This window comes from Streptomyces sp. NPDC058534, assembly GCF_042717365.1.
Taxonomy (GTDB): Bacteria; Actinomycetota; Actinomycetes; order Streptomycetales; family Streptomycetaceae; genus Streptomyces.
In genome coordinates, this window is record NZ_JBHXNW010000056.1 from 39,849 (window position 1) to 60,515 (window position 20,667).

Annotated in this window: 19 protein-coding genes; 6 read left to right on the forward strand and 13 right to left on the reverse strand. The window is 70.0% G+C overall.

Features of this window, described 5'->3' with window-relative positions:
• The first annotated feature begins 34 nt into the window (after window positions 1-34).
• A complete protein-coding gene (locus ACFWR9_RS29190; protein WP_383847027.1) occupies window positions 35-982 on the forward strand; it encodes a LysR substrate-binding domain-containing protein in 948 nt (315 codons plus the stop codon).
• A 504-nt stretch (window positions 983-1,486) separates the two neighbouring features.
• Here ACFWR9_RS29190 and ACFWR9_RS29195 read toward each other — a convergent pair.
• The 6 genes from ACFWR9_RS29195 to ACFWR9_RS29220 form a co-directional block, all read right to left on the reverse strand.
• Window positions 1,487-2,377, reverse strand: coding sequence for an urease accessory protein UreD (locus tag ACFWR9_RS29195; RefSeq protein WP_383847029.1), 891 nt, complete (start codon window positions 2,375-2,377; stop codon window positions 1,487-1,489).
• A gap of 9 nt (window positions 2,378-2,386) precedes the next feature.
• Entirely contained in the window at window positions 2,387-3,076 is a 690-nt protein-coding gene (gene ureG / locus ACFWR9_RS29200; RefSeq protein ID WP_383847030.1) for an urease accessory protein UreG, read from the reverse strand.
• Window positions 3,066-3,740, reverse strand: coding sequence for an urease accessory protein UreF (locus ACFWR9_RS29205; RefSeq protein WP_383847058.1), 675 nt, complete (start codon window positions 3,738-3,740; stop codon window positions 3,066-3,068). Before ACFWR9_RS29205 ends, ureG begins: the two co-directional genes overlap by 11 nt.
• Window positions 3,741-3,781: 41 nt before the next feature.
• Window positions 3,782-5,491: an urease subunit alpha gene (locus ACFWR9_RS29210; RefSeq protein WP_383847032.1), complete on the reverse strand. Its 1,710-nt coding sequence runs from the start codon at window positions 5,489-5,491 to the stop codon at window positions 3,782-3,784.
• Entirely contained in the window at window positions 5,484-5,801 is a 318-nt protein-coding gene (locus tag ACFWR9_RS29215; protein WP_383847060.1) for an urease subunit beta, read from the reverse strand. The genes ACFWR9_RS29210 and ACFWR9_RS29215 overlap by 8 nt, the downstream gene beginning before the upstream one ends.
• 101 nt (window positions 5,802-5,902) lie before the next feature.
• Window positions 5,903-6,205, reverse strand: a complete 303-nt coding sequence (locus tag ACFWR9_RS29220; RefSeq protein WP_383847034.1) for an urease subunit gamma — start codon at window positions 6,203-6,205, stop codon at window positions 5,903-5,905.
• A gap of 339 nt (window positions 6,206-6,544) precedes the next feature.
• Here ACFWR9_RS29220 and ACFWR9_RS29225 point away from each other — a divergent pair, with 339 nt between their 5' ends.
• Complete coding sequence (locus ACFWR9_RS29225; RefSeq protein ID WP_383847036.1) at window positions 6,545-6,937, forward strand: hypothetical protein; 393 nt, start codon at window positions 6,545-6,547, stop codon at window positions 6,935-6,937.
• Between the two features lie 132 nt (window positions 6,938-7,069).
• Here ACFWR9_RS29225 and ACFWR9_RS29230 read toward each other — a convergent pair whose 3' ends face one another.
• Window positions 7,070-8,548 carry a purine-cytosine permease family protein gene (locus tag ACFWR9_RS29230; protein WP_383847038.1) on the reverse strand — a complete coding sequence of 493 codons (1,479 nt, stop codon included), beginning with the start codon at window positions 8,546-8,548 and terminating at the stop codon, window positions 7,070-7,072.
• Between the two features lie 340 nt (window positions 8,549-8,888).
• On the opposite strand from ACFWR9_RS29230, the gene ACFWR9_RS29235 reads away from it, so the two are divergent.
• The 4 genes from ACFWR9_RS29235 (at window position 8,889) to ACFWR9_RS29250 (ending at window position 13,904) form a co-directional block, all read left to right on the forward strand.
• Window positions 8,889-9,722: a MurR/RpiR family transcriptional regulator gene (locus ACFWR9_RS29235; protein WP_383847039.1), complete on the forward strand. Its 834-nt coding sequence runs from the start codon at window positions 8,889-8,891 to the stop codon at window positions 9,720-9,722.
• 251 nt (window positions 9,723-9,973) lie between these two features.
• On the forward strand, window positions 9,974-10,264 hold the full coding sequence (locus ACFWR9_RS29240) for a hypothetical protein (protein ID WP_383847041.1): 291 nt from the start codon (window positions 9,974-9,976) through the stop codon (window positions 10,262-10,264).
• 346 nt (window positions 10,265-10,610) lie between these two features.
• Window positions 10,611-11,387 carry a DUF4396 domain-containing protein gene (locus ACFWR9_RS29245; RefSeq protein WP_383847042.1) on the forward strand — a complete coding sequence of 259 codons (777 nt, stop codon included), beginning with the start codon at window positions 10,611-10,613 and terminating at the stop codon, window positions 11,385-11,387.
• Window positions 11,388-11,798: 411 nt separating this feature from the next.
• Window positions 11,799-13,904 carry a SpoIIE family protein phosphatase gene (locus tag ACFWR9_RS29250; protein WP_383847044.1) on the forward strand — a complete coding sequence of 702 codons (2,106 nt, stop codon included), beginning with the start codon at window positions 11,799-11,801 and terminating at the stop codon, window positions 13,902-13,904.
• Between the two features lie 42 nt (window positions 13,905-13,946).
• Here the strand turns inward: ACFWR9_RS29250 and ACFWR9_RS29255 are convergent, their stop codons facing one another.
• The 6 genes from ACFWR9_RS29255 to ACFWR9_RS29280 form a co-directional block, all read right to left on the reverse strand.
• Entirely contained in the window at window positions 13,947-14,630 is a 684-nt protein-coding gene (locus ACFWR9_RS29255; protein ID WP_383847062.1) for a PP2C family protein-serine/threonine phosphatase, read from the reverse strand.
• A gap of 99 nt (window positions 14,631-14,729) precedes the next feature.
• Window positions 14,730-15,335: a hypothetical protein gene (locus ACFWR9_RS29260; protein ID WP_383847046.1), complete on the reverse strand. Its 606-nt coding sequence runs from the start codon at window positions 15,333-15,335 to the stop codon at window positions 14,730-14,732.
• 85 nt (window positions 15,336-15,420) lie between these two features.
• Window positions 15,421-17,346 carry a family 20 glycosylhydrolase gene (locus ACFWR9_RS29265; protein ID WP_383847048.1) on the reverse strand — a complete coding sequence of 642 codons (1,926 nt, stop codon included), beginning with the start codon at window positions 17,344-17,346 and terminating at the stop codon, window positions 15,421-15,423.
• A 171-nt stretch (window positions 17,347-17,517) separates the two neighbouring features.
• Window positions 17,518-17,772 (reverse strand): beta galactosidase jelly roll domain-containing protein, encoded by a 255-nt coding sequence (locus tag ACFWR9_RS29270; RefSeq protein ID WP_383847050.1) that lies wholly within the window; start codon window positions 17,770-17,772, stop codon window positions 17,518-17,520.
• A gap of 27 nt (window positions 17,773-17,799) precedes the next feature.
• Window positions 17,800-19,263 carry a glycoside hydrolase family 20 protein gene (locus tag ACFWR9_RS29275; RefSeq protein ID WP_383847052.1) on the reverse strand — a complete coding sequence of 488 codons (1,464 nt, stop codon included), beginning with the start codon at window positions 19,261-19,263 and terminating at the stop codon, window positions 17,800-17,802.
• 256 nt (window positions 19,264-19,519) lie between these two features.
• On the reverse strand, window positions 19,520-20,667 hold a 1,148-nt coding region (locus ACFWR9_RS29280; RefSeq protein ID WP_383847053.1), incomplete at its 5' end, for a beta galactosidase jelly roll domain-containing protein.

A 20,667-nucleotide genomic window follows, 5' to 3' on the forward strand; every position in this document is an offset into this window, starting at 1 on the left:
GTTCGCCCGCAGCCCCAGGAAGGAGCCCGCCCCCATGGACCTCCTGGACGGCCGTCTGAAGTTCCGGCACCTGACCCTGCACGTCGCGATCGTCGAGCACGGCAGCGTGGTGCGGGCAGCCGAGACACTTCACCTCACCCAGCCCGCCGCGACCCGCACCCTCCGCGAGCTGGAGAAGATCGCCGACGTGCCGCTCTTCGTCCGTGTGCCGCGCGGCATGCGGCCGACCGTGTACGGCGAGGCACTGGCAGAGCACGCCCGCGCGGTGGTCGCCGAGGTGCGACGGGCCGGGGAGCACCTCACCTCGCTGCGGCAGGGCCAAGAGGGCACGGTGACCGTGGGCACTCTGCTCGCCGGCTCCAACGTGCTGCTGCCCCGGGCGATCGCCCGGCTCAAGCGGGAACGGCCGCGGCTCACGGTTGTCGTGCGGGAGGGGACGCTGGACGTCCTCCACCCGGCGCTGCTGGGAGGCGAGCTGGACGTCATCGTCGGCCGGGTGGGACCGGCGCTCGAAGAGGGGGACGGGCTGCGCCAGAGGATGCTGTACCGGGAGCCCATCAGGCTCGCCGTCCGGTCGGGGCACCCCCTGCTGGGTGCCGATGGGATGACGCTCACGGATGCCCTTGAGTTCCCGTGGATCCTGCCGGTCGAGCAGACCGCCCTGCGCCAGGAGCTCGGCACCCTGTTCGCAGACCGGGGTCTCGCCCTGCCCGCGGACCGGGTCGAATGCACGTCCATCCTCACCATGCGGGCGCTGCTCCTGCAGACGGACATGGTGGCGCTGCTGCCCGAGCTGGTCCTGCGCGACGACGAGCGCCTCACCGCGCTGCCGGCCGACCTGCCCTCGGTGGGCCGCACGGTGGGCACCACCGAGGCGGCCCACCGCACGTGCACGCCAGCTCTGCAAGCGCTGCTGCATCATCTCGACCAGGAGGCGGCCCGGCTGCGCGAAACGCTCGGCGGAGCCGCGGCGGCCCGTTAGCAGAGTGCACGCCGGACGGGTGCTGCGGCACCCGGCCCTTCTTCTGCCGTTGATACTGGTGTCCCGCATCTGGAACGTCCTGCCCCTCGGTCGGGCAGCCGCGGGGCATCGTGTCGTCACCCGGCTTCATACGGACCACGCAGACGCGGCCGGACGACAGCGCCCCTGGAATCGAAGCGGGCGTCCTGCACGATGAGCGGGATGTCGTCCCTGCCATGGTCGTTCGGCAGGTCGCGGCGCTGTGACTCCCTGTCGGCGACGATGAACATCCACCGCGAGGCCGCGGGCGACGTGCTGCTCGGTCTCACCGTGTGAATGCGGCTGGTAGCAGAGGGTCCTCGCAGGCTTGGTCGATCTTTCACTCCGGCGGCCAGGACGCGACGCCCCCCCTTCTCCCCTCGTTCGGCACGCGGCGTCGGGACGAGGCAACTGCCGTTGACACCCCGGGTGGAGGTCTTCTTCCCGGCCTGGAACTCGGTGCGCTGGGGGAGATAGCGGGGCACGTCAGGGCAGGCGAGCGGGCCCGCTCCTCGGTTGGTCCTGCCCGACGCGGGTCGCATCAGGCGCCTGGGCGGTCGGAGACTGCTGATCCGTCCCGGTGAGGAGATGGGCAGCAGCCCGGTCGAGACGCCGGCGCAGCGTCGTCGTGTCGGCGGCGAGGGCGCTGACCAGTAGTCCGCCCGCACCTGGCAGCGCCATGACAGCGGTGTCGGGATCACGCAGTGACGCGTGCCCGACCTCGCCGGATGTCAGGGCCGGGTCCGCGACGAGCAGTGTGCCGGCGGTTCGGTGGCCCGAGGTGATGGCGGGACCGTCCCACCCGGGTGCCGTAGGTCCCGCTCCGAGTTCCTGGTCGTAGACCGGACCGTGCTCTGTCTCGACGCGTACCCGCTGACGGTAGCGGCCCGGAGACTCACCGTGCCGACCGAACAGCACCTCCTCTCGCAGTACGAACCGGGCACCGCGTTCGAGCACGACCCGGACGTCGGTGACGTGTCGGCAGCCCTGCGCGGCGATCACCAGTTCCGGGAGCCAGGCCAAGGTCGCGTCCGTGCCCACGTGGATCCGCACGTCCAGGCGTGACTCGTCGTCGTAGGTTCCCGGCAGCAGAAGCGTGGGAGCGATCTCGCCGAGAACGAGGGCGCTGCCGGGCCCGACGCTGACGTCCAGGTGCAGCAGGTCGCCGCCGAGTGGCCCGGCGGCGCCTGCTGCCACGTGTACGCGGGCCGCGTCAGCCGTGCGGCATGCCCAGGCGGTGACGGGGGTCGGGGCAAGGAGTGCGGTGGTGCGCAGCATCAGCGGCCAGCCGGATCGGAGCACGGAGATCCGGGTACGGGCCCGCCCGGCATCGGACAGAGCAAGTTCGGTGGCGAGCCTGGCCGACGCCTGGGTCATGGTCGCCCCTCACCCGCCGTCGCTCAGCCGCCCACGTACCCAGGCCGTGACCTGGCGGGCCGTGGGGTCCTCGACGAGGGACAGGAAGCAGACGGGGAGGTCGCCGCGCTTGTCCTTGGCGTCGCGCGCCATCACCGACAGGTCTGCGCCCACCTGGGAGGCGAGGTCCGTCTTGTTGATGACCAGCAGGTCGGAGGCGGTGACACCGGGTCCGCCCTTGCGGGGTACTTTGTCGCCGCCGGAGACGTCGATGACGAAGATCTGGTGGTGGATCAGCCCGTGGCTGAACGTGGCCGTGAGGTTGTCCCCGCCGCTCTCGATGAGGATCAGGTCCAGCGGCGGCAGGCTCCGTTCCAGGTCTTCGACGGCTTCGAGGTTCGCGGAGATGTCGTCACGGATGGCGGTGTGAGGGCAGCAGCCGGTCTCGACCGCACGGACGCGCTCCGCGGGCAGCACGCCGTTGCGGAGCAGGAAGTCGGCGTCCTCGGTGGTGTAGATGTCGTTGGTGACCACGGCCAGTTGGAGTTCGTCGGCCAGGGTCCGGCACAGCGCCGCCACCAGCGCGGTCTTGCCGGAGCCCACCGGCCCGCCGAGGCCGATCCGCAGTGGCCGTCCGGGTGTCCGGTGGAGTCTCCCCGTGCCGGGATTCGGGTGGCCGTGTGTGGGCCCTTCTTCGGAGTCGTGTCGGTCAGGACGCAAAGAGACGCACCTCCCAGGTGGCGTGGAGTTCGGCGGAGATGTCGAGCTGGGGGGCGCCGTGTGACGGCAGGTCGTCGGCGGGCGCGTGGGCGTTGCCGGCGGCCGCGGCGGCGAGACCGTCCAGGTCCGGGGCCAGTCGGACGAGGACGGCTTGCACGGCGAAGGGATCCAGCCCCAGCAGCCGGACAGTGGCCGTGGCGGGTCCGGTGACGGCGTCGTGCAGGGCGGCTGACGCCGCGGCATGCGGACCGAGTCCCAGGCTCCACGCCGCGGCGCCGAGGGCGAGGGGCTGGTGCGGTCCTCCGGGCAGGGTGGTGGCAAGCGCGTCGAGTTCGGGGTTCGACCGGATCGTCCGGGCCGCGCGCAGCAACTGGCGGCCGAGCTTCCGGGAGGTGGCGCGCAGTGCGGGCGAGGGCGTGCGTGCCTCGAACTCCGTGTCGAGTACGGCGATCCGGCTGTCGGCGCCGGCTTGTGGCGGTCCGTCGCTGAACGCCGCGCAGGCCGCGGCGGCGAAGGCGGCGGCGGTGGTTCCGCTGGTGGCCACCCGTCCCCGGAGGAACGCCTCCAGTGTGCCGATGTCCGCGACGCGGCCCGCCGCGACGGCCGCCTCCAGGCCGCCGGAGTGCGCGTGGCTGCCCGCGGGGAAACGTCCGTCCGCCAGCATCAGCAGAGCGGCGTTCCCGGTGGCAGGGGCGTGGAGTCTGGTCAAAACAGGAAGTACCGGTGGTTCATCGGCAGTTCGGTGGCCGGCTCGTGGTCGACGACCTCTCCGTCGATGCGTACGGTGAACGTGTCGGGGTCGACCTCGATGGTGGGCAGCGCGTCGTTCTCCGGCAGATCGGCTTTGGTCCGGTGCCGCATGTTCTCCACCGGGACGAGCCTGCGGTTGAGCTCCAGCCGGCCGGCCAGCCCGTCCTCGATCGCGGCGGGTGCGACGAACGCCACGCTCGTCGCCCCTGCCGCCCTGGTGTGCACGTTGTAGCCCAGCCGGGGCAGCACCGGCTGCGGGGTGGGCACCGCGGCGTTGGGGTCGCCGAGCAGCGCCATCGCGGCCATGCCCGACTTGTAGACCGCCGTGGGGCGCACGCCGAACAGCGCCGGCTCCCACAGGACGAGGTCGGCGAGCTTGCCCGGTTCGACCGAGCCGACCTCGTGCTCGATGCCGTGGATGACCGCGGGCACGATGGTGTACTTGGCGACGTAGCGGCGGGCGCGGTGATTGTCGGCCGGGCCGTCCCCCGGCAGCGAGCCGCGCAGCTTCTTCATGACGTGCGCGGTCTGCCAGGTCCGCCGCACCACCTCGCCGAGCCGCCCCATGGCCTGAGCGTCGGAGGTCATCGCGGAGATCGCGCCCATGTCCTGGAGGATGTCCTCCGCCGCCATGGTGGACGCCCGCACACGGCTCTCGGCGAAGGCGAGTTCGGCCGGCACATGCGGGTTCAGGTGATGCGCGATCAGGCAGATGTCGAGCTGCTCGTCGGCGGTGTTGACCGTGAAGGGACGAGTCGGTGTGGTCGAGGACGGCAGGACGCAGGGCTCTCCCGCGATGCGGATGATGTCCGGGGCGTGGCCGCCGCCCGCGCCCTCGGTGTGGAAGGCGTGAAACGTACGGCCGTTGACCGCGCGCAACATGTCCTCGACGAAGCCGGCCTCGTTGAGGGTGTCGCTGTGGATCGCCACCTGCACACCGGCGGCGTCCGCGACGCGCAGCGCGGTGTCGATGACGGCCGGTGTGGCGCCCCAGTCCTCGTGAACCTTGAAGCCGCCCATCCCGGAGCGCAGTTGCTCCCAGAGCGACTCCTCGTTGACCGTGCTGCCCCGTCCCAGGAACAGCACGTTGACCGGCCACGGCTCGAACCCCTCCAGCATGCGGTCCATCCACCAGCCGCCCGGCGTGGCCAGGGCCGCCTTTGAGCCGTCGGTCGGACCGGTGCCGCCGCCAACGAGGGTCGTGGTGCCGGCCTCCAGGGCCACGATCGACATGTCGGGCGAGACGAAGTGCACATGCGTGTCGACCGTGCCGGCGGTCATGATCAGTCCGCTGCCGTTGACCATCTCGGTGGAGGGTCCGATGACGAGGTCGGGGTGGACGCCGTCCATGATGTCGGGGTTGCCGGACTTACCGAGCGCGACGATCCTGCCGTCACGGATGCCGACGTCGGTCTTGACGACACCCCAGTGGTCCAGCACCACGACGCCGCCGATCACCAGGTCCGGGGTACCGTCGGCCCGGGTGGCGTGGGACTGCCCCTGCGACTCCCGCCCCGACTTGCCGCCGCCGAAGACGGTTTCGTCGCCGCCGACGCACCGGTCCTCCTCCACTTCGATGAGGATGTCGGTGTCGGCGAGCCGGATGCGGTCGCCCTTGGTGGGACCGAGTGAGGCGACGTAGCTGCGACGGTCGATCTCAGTCATCGAGCGGCCCTCCGCATTCACCGCGCAGCCCGCGCACGACGCGCCGGCCGGCCAGGGGCACGAGTTCGACCTCCACGGTGGCACCGGGGTCGAAGCGCTGCATGCCGCCCGCCAGGATGTTCAGCCGATGCCCCCAGGCCCGCTCCCGCTCGAAGCGCAGCGCCGGGTTGACTTCGGCGAAGTGGTAGTGCGAACCGACGCTGACCGGGCGATCGGCCGTGTTGACGACCGAGAGCCTGGTGACGGGACGGCCGGCGTTGATGGTGACCGAACCGGAGCCGTAGATGATCTGGCCGGGGGCGCCGGGCAGATCGGCCGACTCCGCCCCGGGCTGTACCAGACCGGTCGCGTCGCCCTTGCCGGAGCCGGGCACGAGTGACTTGCCACTGCCGGGGCGCTGCTACCGCTCGCTCACTGGATCGGTCCCTGTACGGCGATCAGCTTGGTGCCGTCGAGGAAGGTGGCCTCGACCTGCACCTGGGCCAGCATGTCGGCCACGCCGTCCATCACCTCTTCGCGACGCAGCACACCGCGTCCCGCGTCCTGGAGTTCGGCCTTCGTCCGTCCGTCGCGGGCCCCTTCGAGGAGGAAGGCGGAGATGACCGCCGTCGCCTCCGGGAGGTTCAGCTTGAGTCCGCGTTCCCGTCGTTCCTCGGCGAGCTTGGCGGCCGTGTAAATCATCAGGCGCTCGCGCTCCTGAAGGCTCAGCAGCATCCTGTCCTCCGCCCAGTCCGGGGCCGATCGGCCGGGGACCGACCGGATACGGCGCAACGGAACTGAGCCTGGCACGGGCGGGGCCGGGACGGTCGGTGGTGTTGGGCCAATCGGGGCGGCGAACCGACAGATGAGCGGAAGTCTCAGAACTCGCGGAAGCCGGGGAAGCCCGGAGCAGGCTCATCACCGGCATCCTGAGGCCCCGGGCGGCCGCGGGACGGTCGACTCGAGTGGAGTCCGGAGTGTGTCTACTCCGGCTGGCTGGGTGGTGCGTCCGGACCCGCAACGGATGCGTGGTTCGAAGCCCGTAACCGGTTCCCCAACGGACTCGTCACCGAGGTGCTGTGTCTGGTCACCGTAGCGGAGGCACCGTACGCGTTCGGCTGGGCCGTGTACGGCGAGGATCCCGAGACCTCCCCGCCCCTGGCCCACTGGCGCTACGACTTGCGAGAGGCCGACCGGCCGGATGCGACCGTGGTCTGCCAGTCCTTCACGCACGGGGCGGGTGACAGCGGCGTACGCATGGCGCAGCGCGCCGAACCTGACCGCGCCGAGGCCATCTTGCGGGAACGGCTGGCCCAGTTGCGGCGGAACATGACGGCCACGATCAGGGCGATGGAAGCATCGGTGCGCAACGACAGCGGGGGGCTTGACACGTTGGCGGAGCGACATGGCACCGGCCCGGCGAGCGACGTACACCCGTGCTCCAGGCGCACACTCCCAACCGGGTAGAGAAACATGGCCGGTTAGAGCCTGCCTGGCGGTGACAAGATCCGCCAGGCAGGCTCTGACCGGCCATTGGTCAAGGTCCTGAACTGCCGACGGAGCTGCGGCTCAGGGCAGTCTGCCTTCCCTCTCCTCGGGCTACGGCGCGATCTTCGCCGACCCCCTGCCCGTGAGGGCGTCCGAAGTCTCCGCGGCATCCGCCGTGTCGTTACTGTCCCCCCGACCGTCGGCGTCCTCGCCGACACTCGTGACGACCACCGGACGGTGGCGTCGCGAACCCAGCAAGCCGTACAGCACCGCCGGGACCACCAGACCGACGATCCACGAGATGTCTGCGCCGCCCAGTGGAGCGACCAGCGGACCGGTGTAGAAGCTGGTTGCGAGGAAGGGGAACTGGGCGATCAGCGCCACGCCGTAGACGGTCAGCGCGTCCCAGCGCCAGCCGCCGTAGCGGCCATCCGGGTCGTTCAGGGCGGGCAGGTCGTAGCGCTCCCGGGAGAGCAGGTAGTAGTCGACCAGGTTGATCGCCGACCACGGGGTGAAGAACGCCAGCAGGAACAGCAGGAAGTCGGCGAACGTGTGCAGGAAGGAGTTGCGTCCCGCCAGCGCGACGACCGTGCCGGCAACCATGATCACCGCGATGTACGCCGTACGGCCGCGGGGCGAGATGTCCCTCCCGCCGCGGAATCCAGTGATGCTCGTCACGATCGACATGAAGCCGCCGTAGGTGTTGAGCACATTGATGGTCAACTTGCCCAGGGCGATGACGAAGTACAGCAACGACGCGATGAGGCCGGTGCCCCCGAGTCCCACCACGTACCCCACCTCGTCACCGGTGAAGGCCGTACCGGCGGTGGCGGCGACCAGCACACCGAAGCTCATCGACCACTGCGCGCCCAGGGCGGTACCGGACAGGGTCCACCAGAACGTGGCCCGCGTCGAGGTGGTGCGCGGCAGGTAACGCGAGTAGTCGGCGACGTACGGTCCGAACGCCAGTTGCCAGGATGCCGAGAGCGACATGGCCAGCAGGAACATCGGCAGTGCGAAGCTGTGCTGTTGCAGGACCGCACCGAGGTCGATCCGGTTCAGCAGCCGGATCCCGAGATAGATGAAGGCGAGCGCGCAGATCACACTCGCCACCCGGCCCAAGGCATGGATGACCCGATAGCCGATGATCGCCATCACGCCGGTGACCAGCGCGAAGATCAGGATGCCCGGCACCGGTCCAAGGTGGGTGAGCTTGCCAACCGCTTGCCCGGCCAACACCGAGCCGCTGGCGAAAAAGCCGATGTACATGACGACCACCAGCACCAGCGGCACCACCGCCCCGCGCACCCCGAACTGAGCTCTCGACGAGATCATTTGCGGCAGACCGAGCCGAGGGCCCTGCGCCGAGTGCAGGGCCATCACCGCGCCGCCGAGCAGATTGCCCGCGAGCAGACCGACCAGCGACCAGACCACGTCGCCGCCGAAGACCACGGCCAGGGCGCCGGTGACCACCGTGGTGATCTGGAGGTTGGCACCCAGCCAGAGGGTGAACTGCGAGAACGCCGTGCCGTGGCGCTCCTCGTCCGGTACGACGTCGATGGAACGCCGCTCGACAAGGGAATCGGCCATGGATCTCTCCGTCCTGTGCGTGGCACCGGCCGCGAGGGCCGGTCGTGGGCAGTGCGAGGGGCCGCTCCCCCAGGACCCGACCGGCCCAGCGGACCGGGGGCGCACGTATGCACCGGAACCCCAGCTCGCTCCGGTCGCGCTACATAAGCCCATTCAGAGTCACCCTTGAGTGAATGATTCTCAATACCTTCGGGTAAATTCCTGGTTCCAGAGGCTTCCGGGAGCTCGCCGGTGACATCGGCGTGCCCCGGCGGGCAGGATGACGGCGTGGTGGGTGCGAAGCCCGGCCGGCCGGGCTTCGGGTGCGTGGGGATGACCGCAGGAAAGAGGACGAACGGGCATGAGTGACACAGCGGCCGCGCGGCTGAGGGAACTACTCGACGGCCACCGGCTCACCCCCACCCAGCGGCGCATCGCCCACAGCATGATGGGCAGCGTCATCGCGGTGCCCTTCATGTCCAGTGTGGAGCTGGCCGAGCTGGCCGGGGTGAGTCAGCCCTCGGTCACCCGGTTCGCCGCCGCGCTGGGCTTCGAAGGCTATCCGGCGCTGCGCCGCCACCTGCGCGAGGCGTCCGCCGAGGAGGACGAGGTGTCGGGGACGTTCAACGCTTACCAGCAAGCGGTGGCGGGCGAGCTGGAGAATCTGCGCCTCCTGTCCGAGGCGCTGGCCGACCCCGGGCCCGCGACCGAGGCCGGGCGGCTGCTCGCCTCGTCGTCGCCGCTGCCGGTCCTCGGCCTGCGGGCGGCCGCCTCCCAGGCATACGGCTTCTGCTACTTCGCCGCCAAGGTGCACCCCGACGTCCGTCTCCTGGACGAAGGCGGCTCGATGCTCATGGACAGGATCGACGGAGCGGTACGGGCCGGGGCGGGCGCGCTGCTGTGCTTCGCGCTGCCGCGGCATCCGCGCGAGGTGGTGGAGGCGCTGGCCTACGCCCGAAAGCGCGGGCTGACCGTCGTTACGGTCGCCGACTCCGCCTTCGCACCGGTAGCCGTACACAGCGATGTGCTGCTGCCGACCGCCGTGGGTACCGGGCTGGCCTTCGACACCGCCTGCGGCCCGATGCTGCTCGGCCGGGTGCTCCTGGAGGCCATGTGTGACCATCTGCCCGACGCCCAGTCCCGGCTTGAGGCGTTTGACGCGGAAGCGGCGGCGCGGAGGCTGTTCGTCGAGTAGTCCGGAGTGTCGCAGCGCCCGGCGGACGGGAGAGTGCCTCGGCGGCGCCCGATGAGTAAGATCGGCGATCGCTGCCCGGCCGCCCCCCGGCCTTTCAGTGCCGGGTGTCGGCCACGAGGGCGTTGACGCGGTTCTCGTTACTCGCGTGAGGCCTTGCGCCGGGACGATCGGAGCGCCTTGGGCGACGTCGAGGGACTGGCAGTGGCGAAGAGCCCACGGTGCACGGAGGGGATGGCGCTGACGTGCAGGGTATGGCCTTGGCCGCGCCATACGATCACGCCCTGGTCGAGCGCGGCCCGCTCGGCGGGCTCTACGTCGGTGGTGCGCAGGAATTCGGCGACATAAACCGGCATGTCGAGGGTGACCGGCAGTTCCGGGGACGGGGCGTCTTAGCGGCCAGCGGCGGTGTGCTCGGGCATGAGGTCGGCGACGGCGGTACGGATGGCGCCGCGGCTGACACTGTGTTCGCGAGCCAGGACAGCGATGGGCCGGCCCTCCAGATACACGGTGCTCACGGCGTCGGTCTTGGGAGTATTGGCTGAATCCGGCGCGTGGCCGGCGAGCAGACTCCGGCCGTCTGCTCGTGGTGCTCGCGCAAGTGGAGGGCCACGGCAAGCATGTCGGGGTCGGCGACGCCGGCGCCGCCGATGGTCTTGCCGCGGGTGCGGAGAGTTGGGCACCTGGCGGAAGCGGACCGAGTGGTACTGGCGGCCACCTGGCCCTTGCCCGGTGCGGCACAGCGAACCCGCCGAGGCGCCGCAGGTGGACATCGGTCAGTCGTGCGCTTCCTCACGCTTGAAGTCGTCGCTCACGACCCAGGCCGTTCAATGAGGGTGTTTCAGGTGTCCACTCTTTTGCGCCGACCCATGCTCTGCTGCGGCAAGGTCGGTGCTGGATGACAGCCAGGGTCAGGTGCTGTCGGGAGGCGCTGCATCGAGAGCACCGGCCTGTCGGGAGGCGAAGATGCTTGAAGGCGTCATGCTCTTATGGTTCATCCAAGTCGTGCTCGGTGTGCTGTTCGTGGCCATCGACATCCGCACGACGCCGGAGGCCACGGTGATGAAGTGGGGCTTCGTAATCATCATCGCGTTCAGCGGGCTGTTCGGGGCGTTGCTGTACGTACTCAGTTGCCGGGAACCACTGCCGGGCACCCACGAGCTCTACGTCGCGGCGAAGTGGCGGCAGGTGGTAGGTTCCACGATGCACTGCGTGGCCGGCGACGGAATCGGCATCCTGGCCGCCGCGGTGATCACCTCGGGGATCGGCCTGCCGATGTGGGCCGACGTCCTGTGCGAGTACGGTCTCGGGTTCCTGTTCGGCTGGACGGTATTCCAGGCACTGTTCATGAAGAGCATGTTCAGCTCCTATCGGGAGTCCTTGTCAAAGACGTTCATGTCAGAGGGCGGTATGAGACCTGATGCCCGATTCTTCGTTTCGTGCGGGGCAAGCGGGCAGGTCGTGGCGACGTCGGTCGACTACGGCCGAGGCTGGGTGAACAAGCCTGGCTCGGTCTCGGCCAGGATCCCGCGGCCGGTCAGCCGCTTGAGCTTGAGGCGGACGTTGTTGATGTTGTTGGGCGCGACCGCCACGTCCATCGCCTCGCACACCTGCCGCGCACGCAGCGGATGGTCGGCCGCGGTGAACACCGCCATGATCTGCTGGTAGGCCGAATGGTCCGGCAGTCTCGGTGCCGGCGGCGAGGGCGGTTGCGGGTCGGGCAGCCCCAGCAGTGTCTTGCGGGTGATCCGGACTCCTTCGGCGGCCCGGCCGAGTTCGTCGAGTTGTGCGGTCAGCCGCGTGATCTGTTCCCGCGTGGTCTCGGCCTGCGCAGTGATCTCGCGTTCCCGCTCCTCCAGTCGTGCCAGCACCGCGCCGAGATCCGGAGACACTTTCATCCGGGTCGCGGTCAGTCCGATGACACGCCGACTCGCGCGTCGGACGGGGGAGGTGCCCGGCCTGCCTTCGGCGAATGTAATGACATACAGGCCGACACATCTCCCCCGCGCGGGCTGTCGGGATCCGACTAGCAGGTTGATACTGAGACCAAAGCTGTCTCGTCCGGATGGGATGACAGTGATGCCTGGTCGGGAGACGCGTGCTCAGCGGGTGGCGGCAGACCTCTCCGCCGCCTCGTGGTGGGGCTCGCTGTCCGTCGCCCTGATCGTTGCCGACGACGGTGGACGGATCACGCAGTGGGGCATGGCGGCCGAGTCACTGCTGGGGTACTCGTCCGACGAGGTGCTGGGGCGTGACGGAATCGGGCTGGTGGCGCCGGAGCACCAGGAAGCCGGGCGTGACCTGCGCAGCGCGGTAGCCGAGGGGCGCAGTGTGACAGGCTCCGTGCCGGTCCGGCACAAGAACGGCTCGCTCGTCGAGCTGGAGGTCTGGGCGTGCCCGATGTTCGGCGAGGCCGAGGGCGGCCGGGGGCTGCTGTTTCTCGCCGCGGACGCGCGAGCGGCACAGAAGGTCCGAGGGGCGCACGCGCTGCTGGACGGACTCTTCGCCGGTTCCCCGGTGGGGCTCGCGGTGTTCGACGCCGACCTGCGCTTCCAGCAGGTGAATCCGGCTCTGGAGGCGATGAACGGTGTTCCGCGGGAGGAACACCTGGGCCGGCGGCTGGGCGAGGTGCTGCCCGGGGTCAACAGCGACCAGATGGAGGCGGCGATGCGCCGAGTGCTGGTCACCGGGCATCCAGTGATCAACTTTCGGCGGATCGGCCGCACACCGGCTTCGGAGCGGGAGCGGGTCTGGTTCTGCTCCTACTTCCGTATCGACGACCCCGCCGGTACCGCGTTGGGGGTCAGCGCCTCGATCATCGATGTCACCGCTCACCAGAACGGCGCTCCGGACACCGCGGTGGGCCGACAGCGGCTGGAGGTGCTCAACGAGAGCTCCATCCGGGTCGGAACGACCCTCGACGTGGCACGGACGGGTCAGGAACTGACCACCATCGTGGTTCCCCGGCTCGCCTCGACGGCTACCGTCGATGTGCTGATCGACGTGACCAAGGGGGGCGAGCCGGCCGACGGGCTCGCCGGCGGGTCCGAGATGGTGCGGCTGGGCAAGAGCCCCGCCCACGGCTCCGCGGTCGCCGACCTGCTGGCGCCGGTGGGCCACCTGCTCCGGTTCCCCCCGGCCGCCCCCTACGCGAAGGCGCTCACCGACCGGCGGCCCTTCCTGCTGCCCTTCATCGACGCGGACACGATCGCTCCCGCGGCCCGGCACACGCCCACCCCCGAGCGGCTCCTGCGACACGGCGTGCACTCCATGCTGATGGTGCCTCTCGTGGCCCGGGGCCTGGTCTTCGGTACTCTCACCCTGCTGCGCGAGGGCGACAGCCCTCCGTTCGACAGCGGTGACCTCGACGTCGTCACCGACCTGGCCTCCCATGCGGCCCTGTGCATCGACAACGCCCGCCTCTACCACCGTGAGCACGACACCGCCCTCACTCTGCAGCGGAGCATGTTGCGGCGGCCTGAGCCCCCGGAGGGCATAGAGATCGCGCACCGCTACAAGCCCGCCTCGGACGTCAATGAGGTGGGCGGAGACTGGTACGACCTGGTCGATCTCGGTGCGGGCAGGGCGAGCATCGTCATCGGCGACGTGATGGGGCACGGCATATCCGCCGCCGCGGTGATGGGGCAGATGCGCACGACCGTACGCGCGCTGGCGTATCTGCACCTACCGCCCGACCAGCTTCTGCACCATCTCGACCGCACCCTCCAGGAGCTGGACGACCCTGTCATCGCCACGTGCCTGTACGGCGTCCTCGACCCGGCCGCCGGTACCTGCCGGCTGGTACGCGCCGGGCACCCCCCACCGGTCTTGATCCCACCCGACGGCATCGCACGTCTGCTCGATCTGCCCGCCGGACCCCCGCTCGGGATCGGAGGCATACCCTACGAGGCCACTGACGTGCCGTTCCCGCCCGGCAGCACCCTCGCCCTGTTCACCGACGGCCTCGTCGAGGTCCGTGGCCTCGATCTGGACGATCGGCTGGCCGAGCTGACCGCGCTGCTCACAGGTCGAAGGGCGCCACTGGGGCGGCTGTGCGACCGAATTTTCCGGCGCTTCGCCCCGGTTCCGGCCGAGGACGACATCGCGCTGCTCGTCGTCCGGTCGGTCTCGAAGCGGAGTACCGCCCCGCAGGGGGGACAGGCTGCCGCCGGCGATCACCACTGAGCCGAACGATCGGGGCGCAGGCCGCTCAGGGATGGGCCCGGGTCAGACGCAGGACCTCGGCAGGCGCAGCGCCAGCAGGGCAACGTCGTCGTCGGATTCCACCGCGAGTCGGTTGATCATCTCGTCGCACATCCCATCAAGACCTTTCGTGACCAGGGCAGCCGCGTGCCGGCGCCACCGGATCATGCCGTGACCCAGCGATTCACCCCGGCGTTCGATCAGTCCGTCGGTGTAGAGCAGCGGGGTGCTGCCCGCCGGCAGGGGCCTGCCTGCGCCGGCGCGCTCGGCATGAGGGTCGACGCCGAGCAGCATGCCCTGGGCGTCGTGCAGGTAGCTCGCGTCACCGTCGGCGGTGACCAGCAGCGGCGGAGGGTGCCCGGCCCGCGCCCATTCCAGGTCGTAGGGGCCACCGTGGGGTCCTTTGAGCAGCCCGTACACACACGTGGCGGTCCGGTCGGGGTACAGGGCCTCCATGGCGATGTGCAGACGGCGCAGAATCGTGATGAGCGTGGTGTCGCCCTGTGGCAGCAGGAAACTGTCGTACCAGTCCCCACCGACCTCCGCGGTGGCGGTGGCCGGAGCGTAGCGGGCGGTGACACGCAGTCCGCCCGCGTCCGACAGCTCGGGCAAGAGGGAGCGTTGCAGCCGCTCGGCGATGGCGTGGGCGTCGGCGTGCAGGCGCGTGTGGTCCACCGCCAGTGCCATCCGGTGGGTCAGGTCTTCCACCAGCGCCAAGTCCGCGTCATCGAACGACCGCCGGCCCGAGTCCCGGACCAGAGTCAGGCCACCCAGCACACTGCGTCGGGCGCGCAGCGGAGGCCGCGATCACGCTCTGGCCTCCCAGACGGCGAACAGCTCTCGGTTGATGGCGTACACGGGGCCGGGGGAAGCCTCCCGCCCGGTGTTCAGCAGGTCGGCTGACAGCAGCAGTCGACCAGTTCCCCTCATCACCCGTGCCAACGGGGCGGACTCGGTTTCCGGCAAAGGCGGCAGGGTCCCCGTCAGACCTGCCGGAAGCAGCTCCATGTCGCGGTGGCTGACGCAGACCCGCTCCAGGTGACCGTCGTCTTCCATCAGTTCGGCGACACACCAGTCGGCCAGCGCCGGAACCAGCACGCGACACACCCGCCCGAGCCTTTCGACCGCGTCCAGCCTGCTCGACATGGCCCCCGCGATCTGGTTGAGCAACGTCAACCGGTCCAGAGACGCCCGCAACACCGCGTCCAGGTCGTACTCGTCCATGTAGGCCGACGACCCGCCCGCCGGGTAGTCCATGAGCATCGGCATCGCAACGTCGGGCGCCGCGCGCCGTGCCGGGCGGCGACCCGGCGGCGGCATCCTGATCGACGTCGGCCGGTACTCCCTGGCATGGGCGTCAACATCGGCGCGTCGGCTCGGCCGGCGCAGCGCTGCGCGGACGTTCATCAGCACCAGGCGCTCACTGAGTGGCGCGGGCCCGCTGCGGTCTGCCGGGGCCCACAGCACGCACTGTGGGCCCCGGCAGCGGTGGGCCGGATCAGCCCTGCGGGACCGCCCGGAGCCGGGTCGGCGCCGTCACGTCCGGCGCCGTCTGCCGCGCCGTGCCGTCCGTGGCCCGCGTCGTCAGGCCCAGCTGGGAGATGGCGTTCACCAGCGTCACCGCTCCCTTCTCCGCCGTCACCTGCCAGCGCTGAGTGCGCTTGTCGTCCACGCACGTCTCCTGTGAGAGCTGCGCTCCGCTCTCCAGCGGCGCGCCCAGGTACCGCTTGCCGCGGTTGGCGTCCAGGCACAGGCCTGTCTGGGCCGACCGGAGCGTGTAGTAGCCGTCCGAGGTGGACGCCACCCTCCACGTGGCGTCCCCGGCCGAGGTCAGGGCGACGGTGGCGCCGGCCTCCCGGGCCGTGGGGGCGAGCCGCTTGTCGCCTCGGGCGACCAGTGCGTACGTGCCGTCGGAGAGCGGCGTGCGGTCGGTGTTCGCCCATCCCGGGGCGTGTCCGATGTTCTGCGCCAGCTCCTGGAACCCCGCGTACGTGGCGCTCGGTCGCGGTCCGCCCCAGGTGGCCTGCGCGATGAACCGCAGCGGCATGAACGTCTTGGCCTCGACCTCGTTCTCCGTCTCGGCGGCGGCGCTGTCCGGCCACAGACTGATCTTCGCGCCGGTGAGGTTCTCGGGCCGGGAGGCGAGCGTCTCGCCCTCGAAGCGCAGCGGCGTCCAGCCCGACTCGTACAGCTGCTGCGTCTTCATGGTGTAGCCGCCGCGCACCAGGTAGAGCGAGTAGGCGGAGTTCATCACCGGACGGCCCTCGGCCAGGAGGGAGGACGGCTTCTGCAGGCTCCCGCCGCCCAGCCAGTGCTCCACGGCTATGTCCCGGTCGAGCGGGACGACCGTGTTGTGTCCGGCCAGCCCGTCGTTCCAGACGCGGAGGGTGCGGCCGTCCTCGCGGACGTGCGCGTTCACCTGGTTGATGAAGTCGACGAACACGTCGTCCGGGGTGGCCTCGGCACCGAACTTCTCGGTGGCGTACGCCTGGAGCTGCGGGAAGTCCGGATAGGCGGAACCGATCATGTACTCGTCCGCGCCCATGTGCCAGGTCGGGGTGTCCCAGACCTCCAGGGCCTCGTCGACGAGCGACGTGTAGTACGCGAACGCCTCCGGCCGGGTGATGTCGAGCCGCGGCGGGGACGCCTTGCCGTTCTTGTCCTTCAGCTGCAGCTCGGGGTGGTTCTCGAGGTACGGGTCCATGTGGCCGGGAGAGTTGATCTCCGGGACCAGCTCGATGTGGTAACGCTTCGCCAGCTTCGTCAGCCGCCGCACCTCCGCCTTGGTGTAGTAGCCCCAGAACGCCGACTTCGGGTCGACGTCGCTCTTGACCTTCGCCTCGATCCACAGCTGGTTCAGCTTCTGGTGCGCCATGTCGCGCATCAGCCGCTCGAACCACTCCATGGAGACGTGGGTGTAGCAGGCGCAGACGCCGACCCCGCGTTCGCGGTACTCGGGGACGTCGGTGGTGGTGCCGGCGGGCGCGGTGCGGCCTTCGCGGAGCAGTTGCAGGATCGTGCGGGTGCCGTAGAAGACGCCGGTGGAGGTGGCACCGGTGACGGTGAGCCGGTCACCGGACTCCAGGCGGTATCCCTCGGCCCCCAGTCCCTGCTTCCGGGACGTGTCCTGACGCAGCACGATGTCGCCCGGTCTTCCGTCGCCCCGTGCGCTCACCACCGCGGGTGCGCTTCCGGTGACCTCGCGCAGTTCGCCGGCGAACCTGCGGGCGTCCGTCCGCGTCCGGGCGTCGGCATCGTCGAGCACGATCCGCGCGCCTGCGCCGAGCCGGAACTCGCCGGGCGCCGCCTCCCAGTCCCGCAGTGCGGGCAGCACCTGCGGGGCGACCGCATCGGCCGAGGCCGCCTGTGGTTCCTGTGCGGCAGCGGGCGACAGAGGGAGGAGGACGGCCGCTGTCCCGAGCATGGCGCAGATCAATCCGATGATTCCCTGTTGTCGTCCGGCCGCGCCAGCCGGCCTTCTTCTGAGCATGGCGTTCTCCTTCATCTCGACATCGGTGGGTGCGGCACGATCAGTGCGTGCGCGTACGCTCCGGCATTCCGCGGGTCGAGGCGGGGCGGGCCCAAGAGGGGCAGTTCACCGCCTGCGTGAGTCGGCCGTGCCGAAGACGGCCTCGTATCCGGGTGAGTCGTTCTGCCGGCTCGGGACGCCGCCAAGGACTGAGCCCCGGGCCACGAGTTCCGCCGAGTCCGGTCCGACGCCGGGCTGCTCCGGGGTGATCGCCGGCGCGATGGTGTTCTCGCCACGTGCCGTGAGGAATCCCTTGGGGATGACGAACTCGTTCTGCGGCCCGCCGTTGTCGACGTACTGGCCGGTGTTCCAACCGTTCACGGAGCTCTGCACCTCGCAGTGTCCGCACTATGCCGGGATCCCGCGCGGTGCGTCTCCGACCGAGTCGATCAGCGATGCGAATCCGGCATAGGTGGGCGCGGATTTGGCAGATCCCCACATCTGCTGCGAGAAGGACCGCAGCCAGGGGCGGACGCCGTCCGACACCTCCTGCTCTGTCTGGAAGTCGGGGTTGTCGCACCAGATGGACAGGTGGGCCCCGGACATGGGCGCGTCGGCGGGGAGTTGCATGTCCTGGGTCGGTCTGCGCATGAACGTCCGGGGAGTCCACAAGTCGTAGATGCCCTGCGCCGACTTCTTTCCGGTCTTGTGCTGCTGCCCAGGCGTGAGAATGAAGTACAGGTGGTCGCCGTGGCCGTTGACGACGTCGTAACCGGCCCGGACATAGTCCTCGACCGACGGTTCAGCGGTGTTCCAGCGGACCCAGACCTCGACCTGCACGCGGCGGTCGATCTCGACGAGGCCCTGTCCGGGATGAATGTGGTCGTTCCACAACTTGGGACGCTTGCCCCGGTCCGCGAGCAGTGCGACCAGGCCGTTCACATAGGTGTTGAAGCCGTCCAGGAGCGTGGCCTCCGGCCCGGCCTCCCGGCGGGCGTAGTCGAGCAGCTGCGGCGCATTCTCCCCAGTGATCTTGTTGGGGTCCCAGGGGTATCCGAAGTACTCGTCGCCGCCGAGGTGGAACCAGGGGCCCGGGAAAAGATCCGCGTATTCCTCGATCAGATCCGCCATCAGCTTGCGCGCCTCAGGCTTGCTGTAGTCGAGATTGCCGGTGTCCCGGGTGCCGTCCTTGCGCACGAGCTGCAACTCCGGGTGAGCCTTGAGGATCGCCACCATGTGTCCCGGTGAGTCGATCTCGGGAACGATCGTCACGTGATACCGCTCGGCTACGGCGATCAGATGCCGCACCTCGTCCTTGGTCAGCGCGGGCTCCGTCACGATCTCGGGATGCGACTCGCTCTCGATCCGGAAGCCGAGGCTGTCGCTCAGATGCAAGTGCAGGACGTTGAGCTTGAGCCAGGCGAGCTCGCGGATCTTGCCTTCGAGCCAGCCGGGGGTGAAGTACTTGCGGCCGACGTCGACCATCAGGCCGCGCTGCGCATAGGCGGGCCAGTCGGTGACATGCCCGCTGAACGCGCGGCGCTGGCGAAGGACCTGGAGCAGGGTGTGGGTGCCGTAGAGGACACCGGCAGCGGAGCGGCCGGTGATCACCAGTCCTCGTCCGGTGTCGATGCGGTACGCCTCGGGTGACGTGGACCCGGCCACACGACCCAGACGCAGCGCTACGTCATGAGTCGCGGTGACCGACGACACGACGATCCTCGGCGCACGCTCGAGGTGCCCCTCCTGTACCAGCTCGGCCGCAAGCATCTGGGCTTCGCCCCGCAGGTCCGCGGCGGTGTCCGGCGTCAGCACGATGCGGGTGGCGGGCATCGGCCGCCAGTGCGTGTCCGCGGGAACGAAGCCGCGCACGGCCGGGATCGTCGGCACAGCGGTGGCGTCGGAGCTCCCGGGGCCCGCACCGGCGGCCCGTGCAACACTCCCTGCCCCGGTGAATAGGGCCGTTCCGGCGAACACGCCGGCCGCCACAGCCGACCTTCTGCTGAGCATGGCGTTCTCCTTCATGTCGACGCTTCATGTCGACGTCCATGGGTAGCGATCAGCGCCTGAGTCTGCGCCCGCCCGACCGCATTCCGCGAGCCGGGACGGGCGGGCCCAGGGGGTCAGGTCACTGCCTGTGTGAGTGGGCCGTGCCGAACACCGCCTCGTAGCCCGGAGAGGCGTTCTGACGGTCGGGGACGCCGCCGAGTACGGTGCCCTGGTTCACGAGTTCGACCGAGTCGGGACCGACGCCGGTCTGCTCGGAGGTGACCGCCAGCGCGATGGTGTTCTCGCCCCGGGCTTTGAGGAATCCCGACGGGATGACGAACTCGTTCTGCGGGCCGACGCTGTTGACGTACTGACCGGTGTTCCAGCCGTTGACGAAGATCTGCACCCGGTACTTGTCCGCGCGCCTGCTGGAGTCGTTGATACGCAGGCCGACCGCGGTGTCGGTGCCGCGTGGCAGGTCCAGTTCCGCCGTCGTGCGGTACCAGCGCACCCCTGGCCGGTCGCTCTTGAACCGCTCCGTCGTAGGCCAGGAGGAGTCCGGTGCGCCCGGCAGGTGCCAGCCCATGCGCTCGCCGTACAGGCCGCCGTTGTTGTAGATCCCGCGCACGGCGTCGACCGGTTCGGGGCCCCCCGCGGCTCCCTGGATCCGCCACCGGACCTTGCCCGAGCCGGGCACGGCCACGTCGGCCAGACCACGGCCTGTCTTGGAACGGCCGTCGGAGGACCAGTCCTCGTAGTGCCCCATGTTGCGCACGAGGATCGCCAGCACGGCGGGTTCGCCGGGCTCGGTGAGGCCGGGCGGCACGGTGTGGGTCGCCGTCCCGTCCCCCTGGGCGCCGAGGTAGCGGCCGTTCAGCCAGACCAGTGCGTGTCCGGCCGTGCCGGTCTTGACGGAGACCTTCACGGTGCTGCTCGCGGTGGTGGGCGTGTAGTGGCCGCGGTACCAGGTGTCGCCTTCGTGGAAGCCGTACTCGTCTGTGTCCAGCACGACGCCTGATGCCTGGCCGGGGCCGTGCCGGGGGTTGTCGGCGGTGGTCCGGTCGGCCTTCTTCCAGCCGGAGTCGTCGAAGCCGACGGTCCGCTCGGGGTCGGATTCGGCGCTGCGCCAGGTGTCGAGGGCGGGCAGCGACGGCTTCCCGGGGCCGGGCAGCGTGGCGACGAGCGCGCCCGACGCGTCGCGCTCGACGTCGAGCCGGCGCTTGTTCCAGGTCAGGACCTTGACGTTCGTCGGTGCGAACACGCGCAGCGGGCCGGCCTGACGGGTGT

Bases quoted from the DNA above. Each gene is read 5' to 3' on its own strand.
- ACFWR9_RS29190 (WP_383847027.1), top strand. From the start codon at position 35: ATGGACCTCCTGGACGGCCGTCTGAAGTTCCGGCACCTGACCCTGCAC.
- ACFWR9_RS29195 (WP_383847029.1), bottom strand. From the start codon at position 2,377: ATGACCCAGGCGTCGGCCAGGCTCGCCACCGAACTTGCTCTGTCCGAT.
- ACFWR9_RS29205 (WP_383847058.1), bottom strand. From the start codon at position 3,740: ATGCTGGCGGACGGACGTTTCCCCGCGGGCAGCCACGCGCACTCCGGC.
- ACFWR9_RS29210 (WP_383847032.1), bottom strand. From the start codon at position 5,491: ATGACTGAGATCGACCGTCGCAGCTACGTCGCCTCACTCGGTCCCACC.
- ACFWR9_RS29220 (WP_383847034.1), bottom strand. From the start codon at position 6,205: ATGCTGCTGAGCCTTCAGGAGCGCGAGCGCCTGATGATTTACACGGCC.
- ACFWR9_RS29230 (WP_383847038.1), bottom strand. From the start codon at position 8,548: ATGGCCGATTCCCTTGTCGAGCGGCGTTCCATCGACGTCGTACCGGAC.
- ACFWR9_RS29235 (WP_383847039.1), top strand. From the start codon at position 8,889: ATGAGTGACACAGCGGCCGCGCGGCTGAGGGAACTACTCGACGGCCAC.
- ACFWR9_RS29240 (WP_383847041.1), top strand. From the start codon at position 9,974: ATGGCCTTGGCCGCGCCATACGATCACGCCCTGGTCGAGCGCGGCCCG.
- ACFWR9_RS29250 (WP_383847044.1), top strand. From the start codon at position 11,799: ATGCCTGGTCGGGAGACGCGTGCTCAGCGGGTGGCGGCAGACCTCTCC.
- ACFWR9_RS29265 (WP_383847048.1), bottom strand. From the start codon at position 17,346: ATGCTCGGGACAGCGGCCGTCCTCCTCCCTCTGTCGCCCGCTGCCGCA.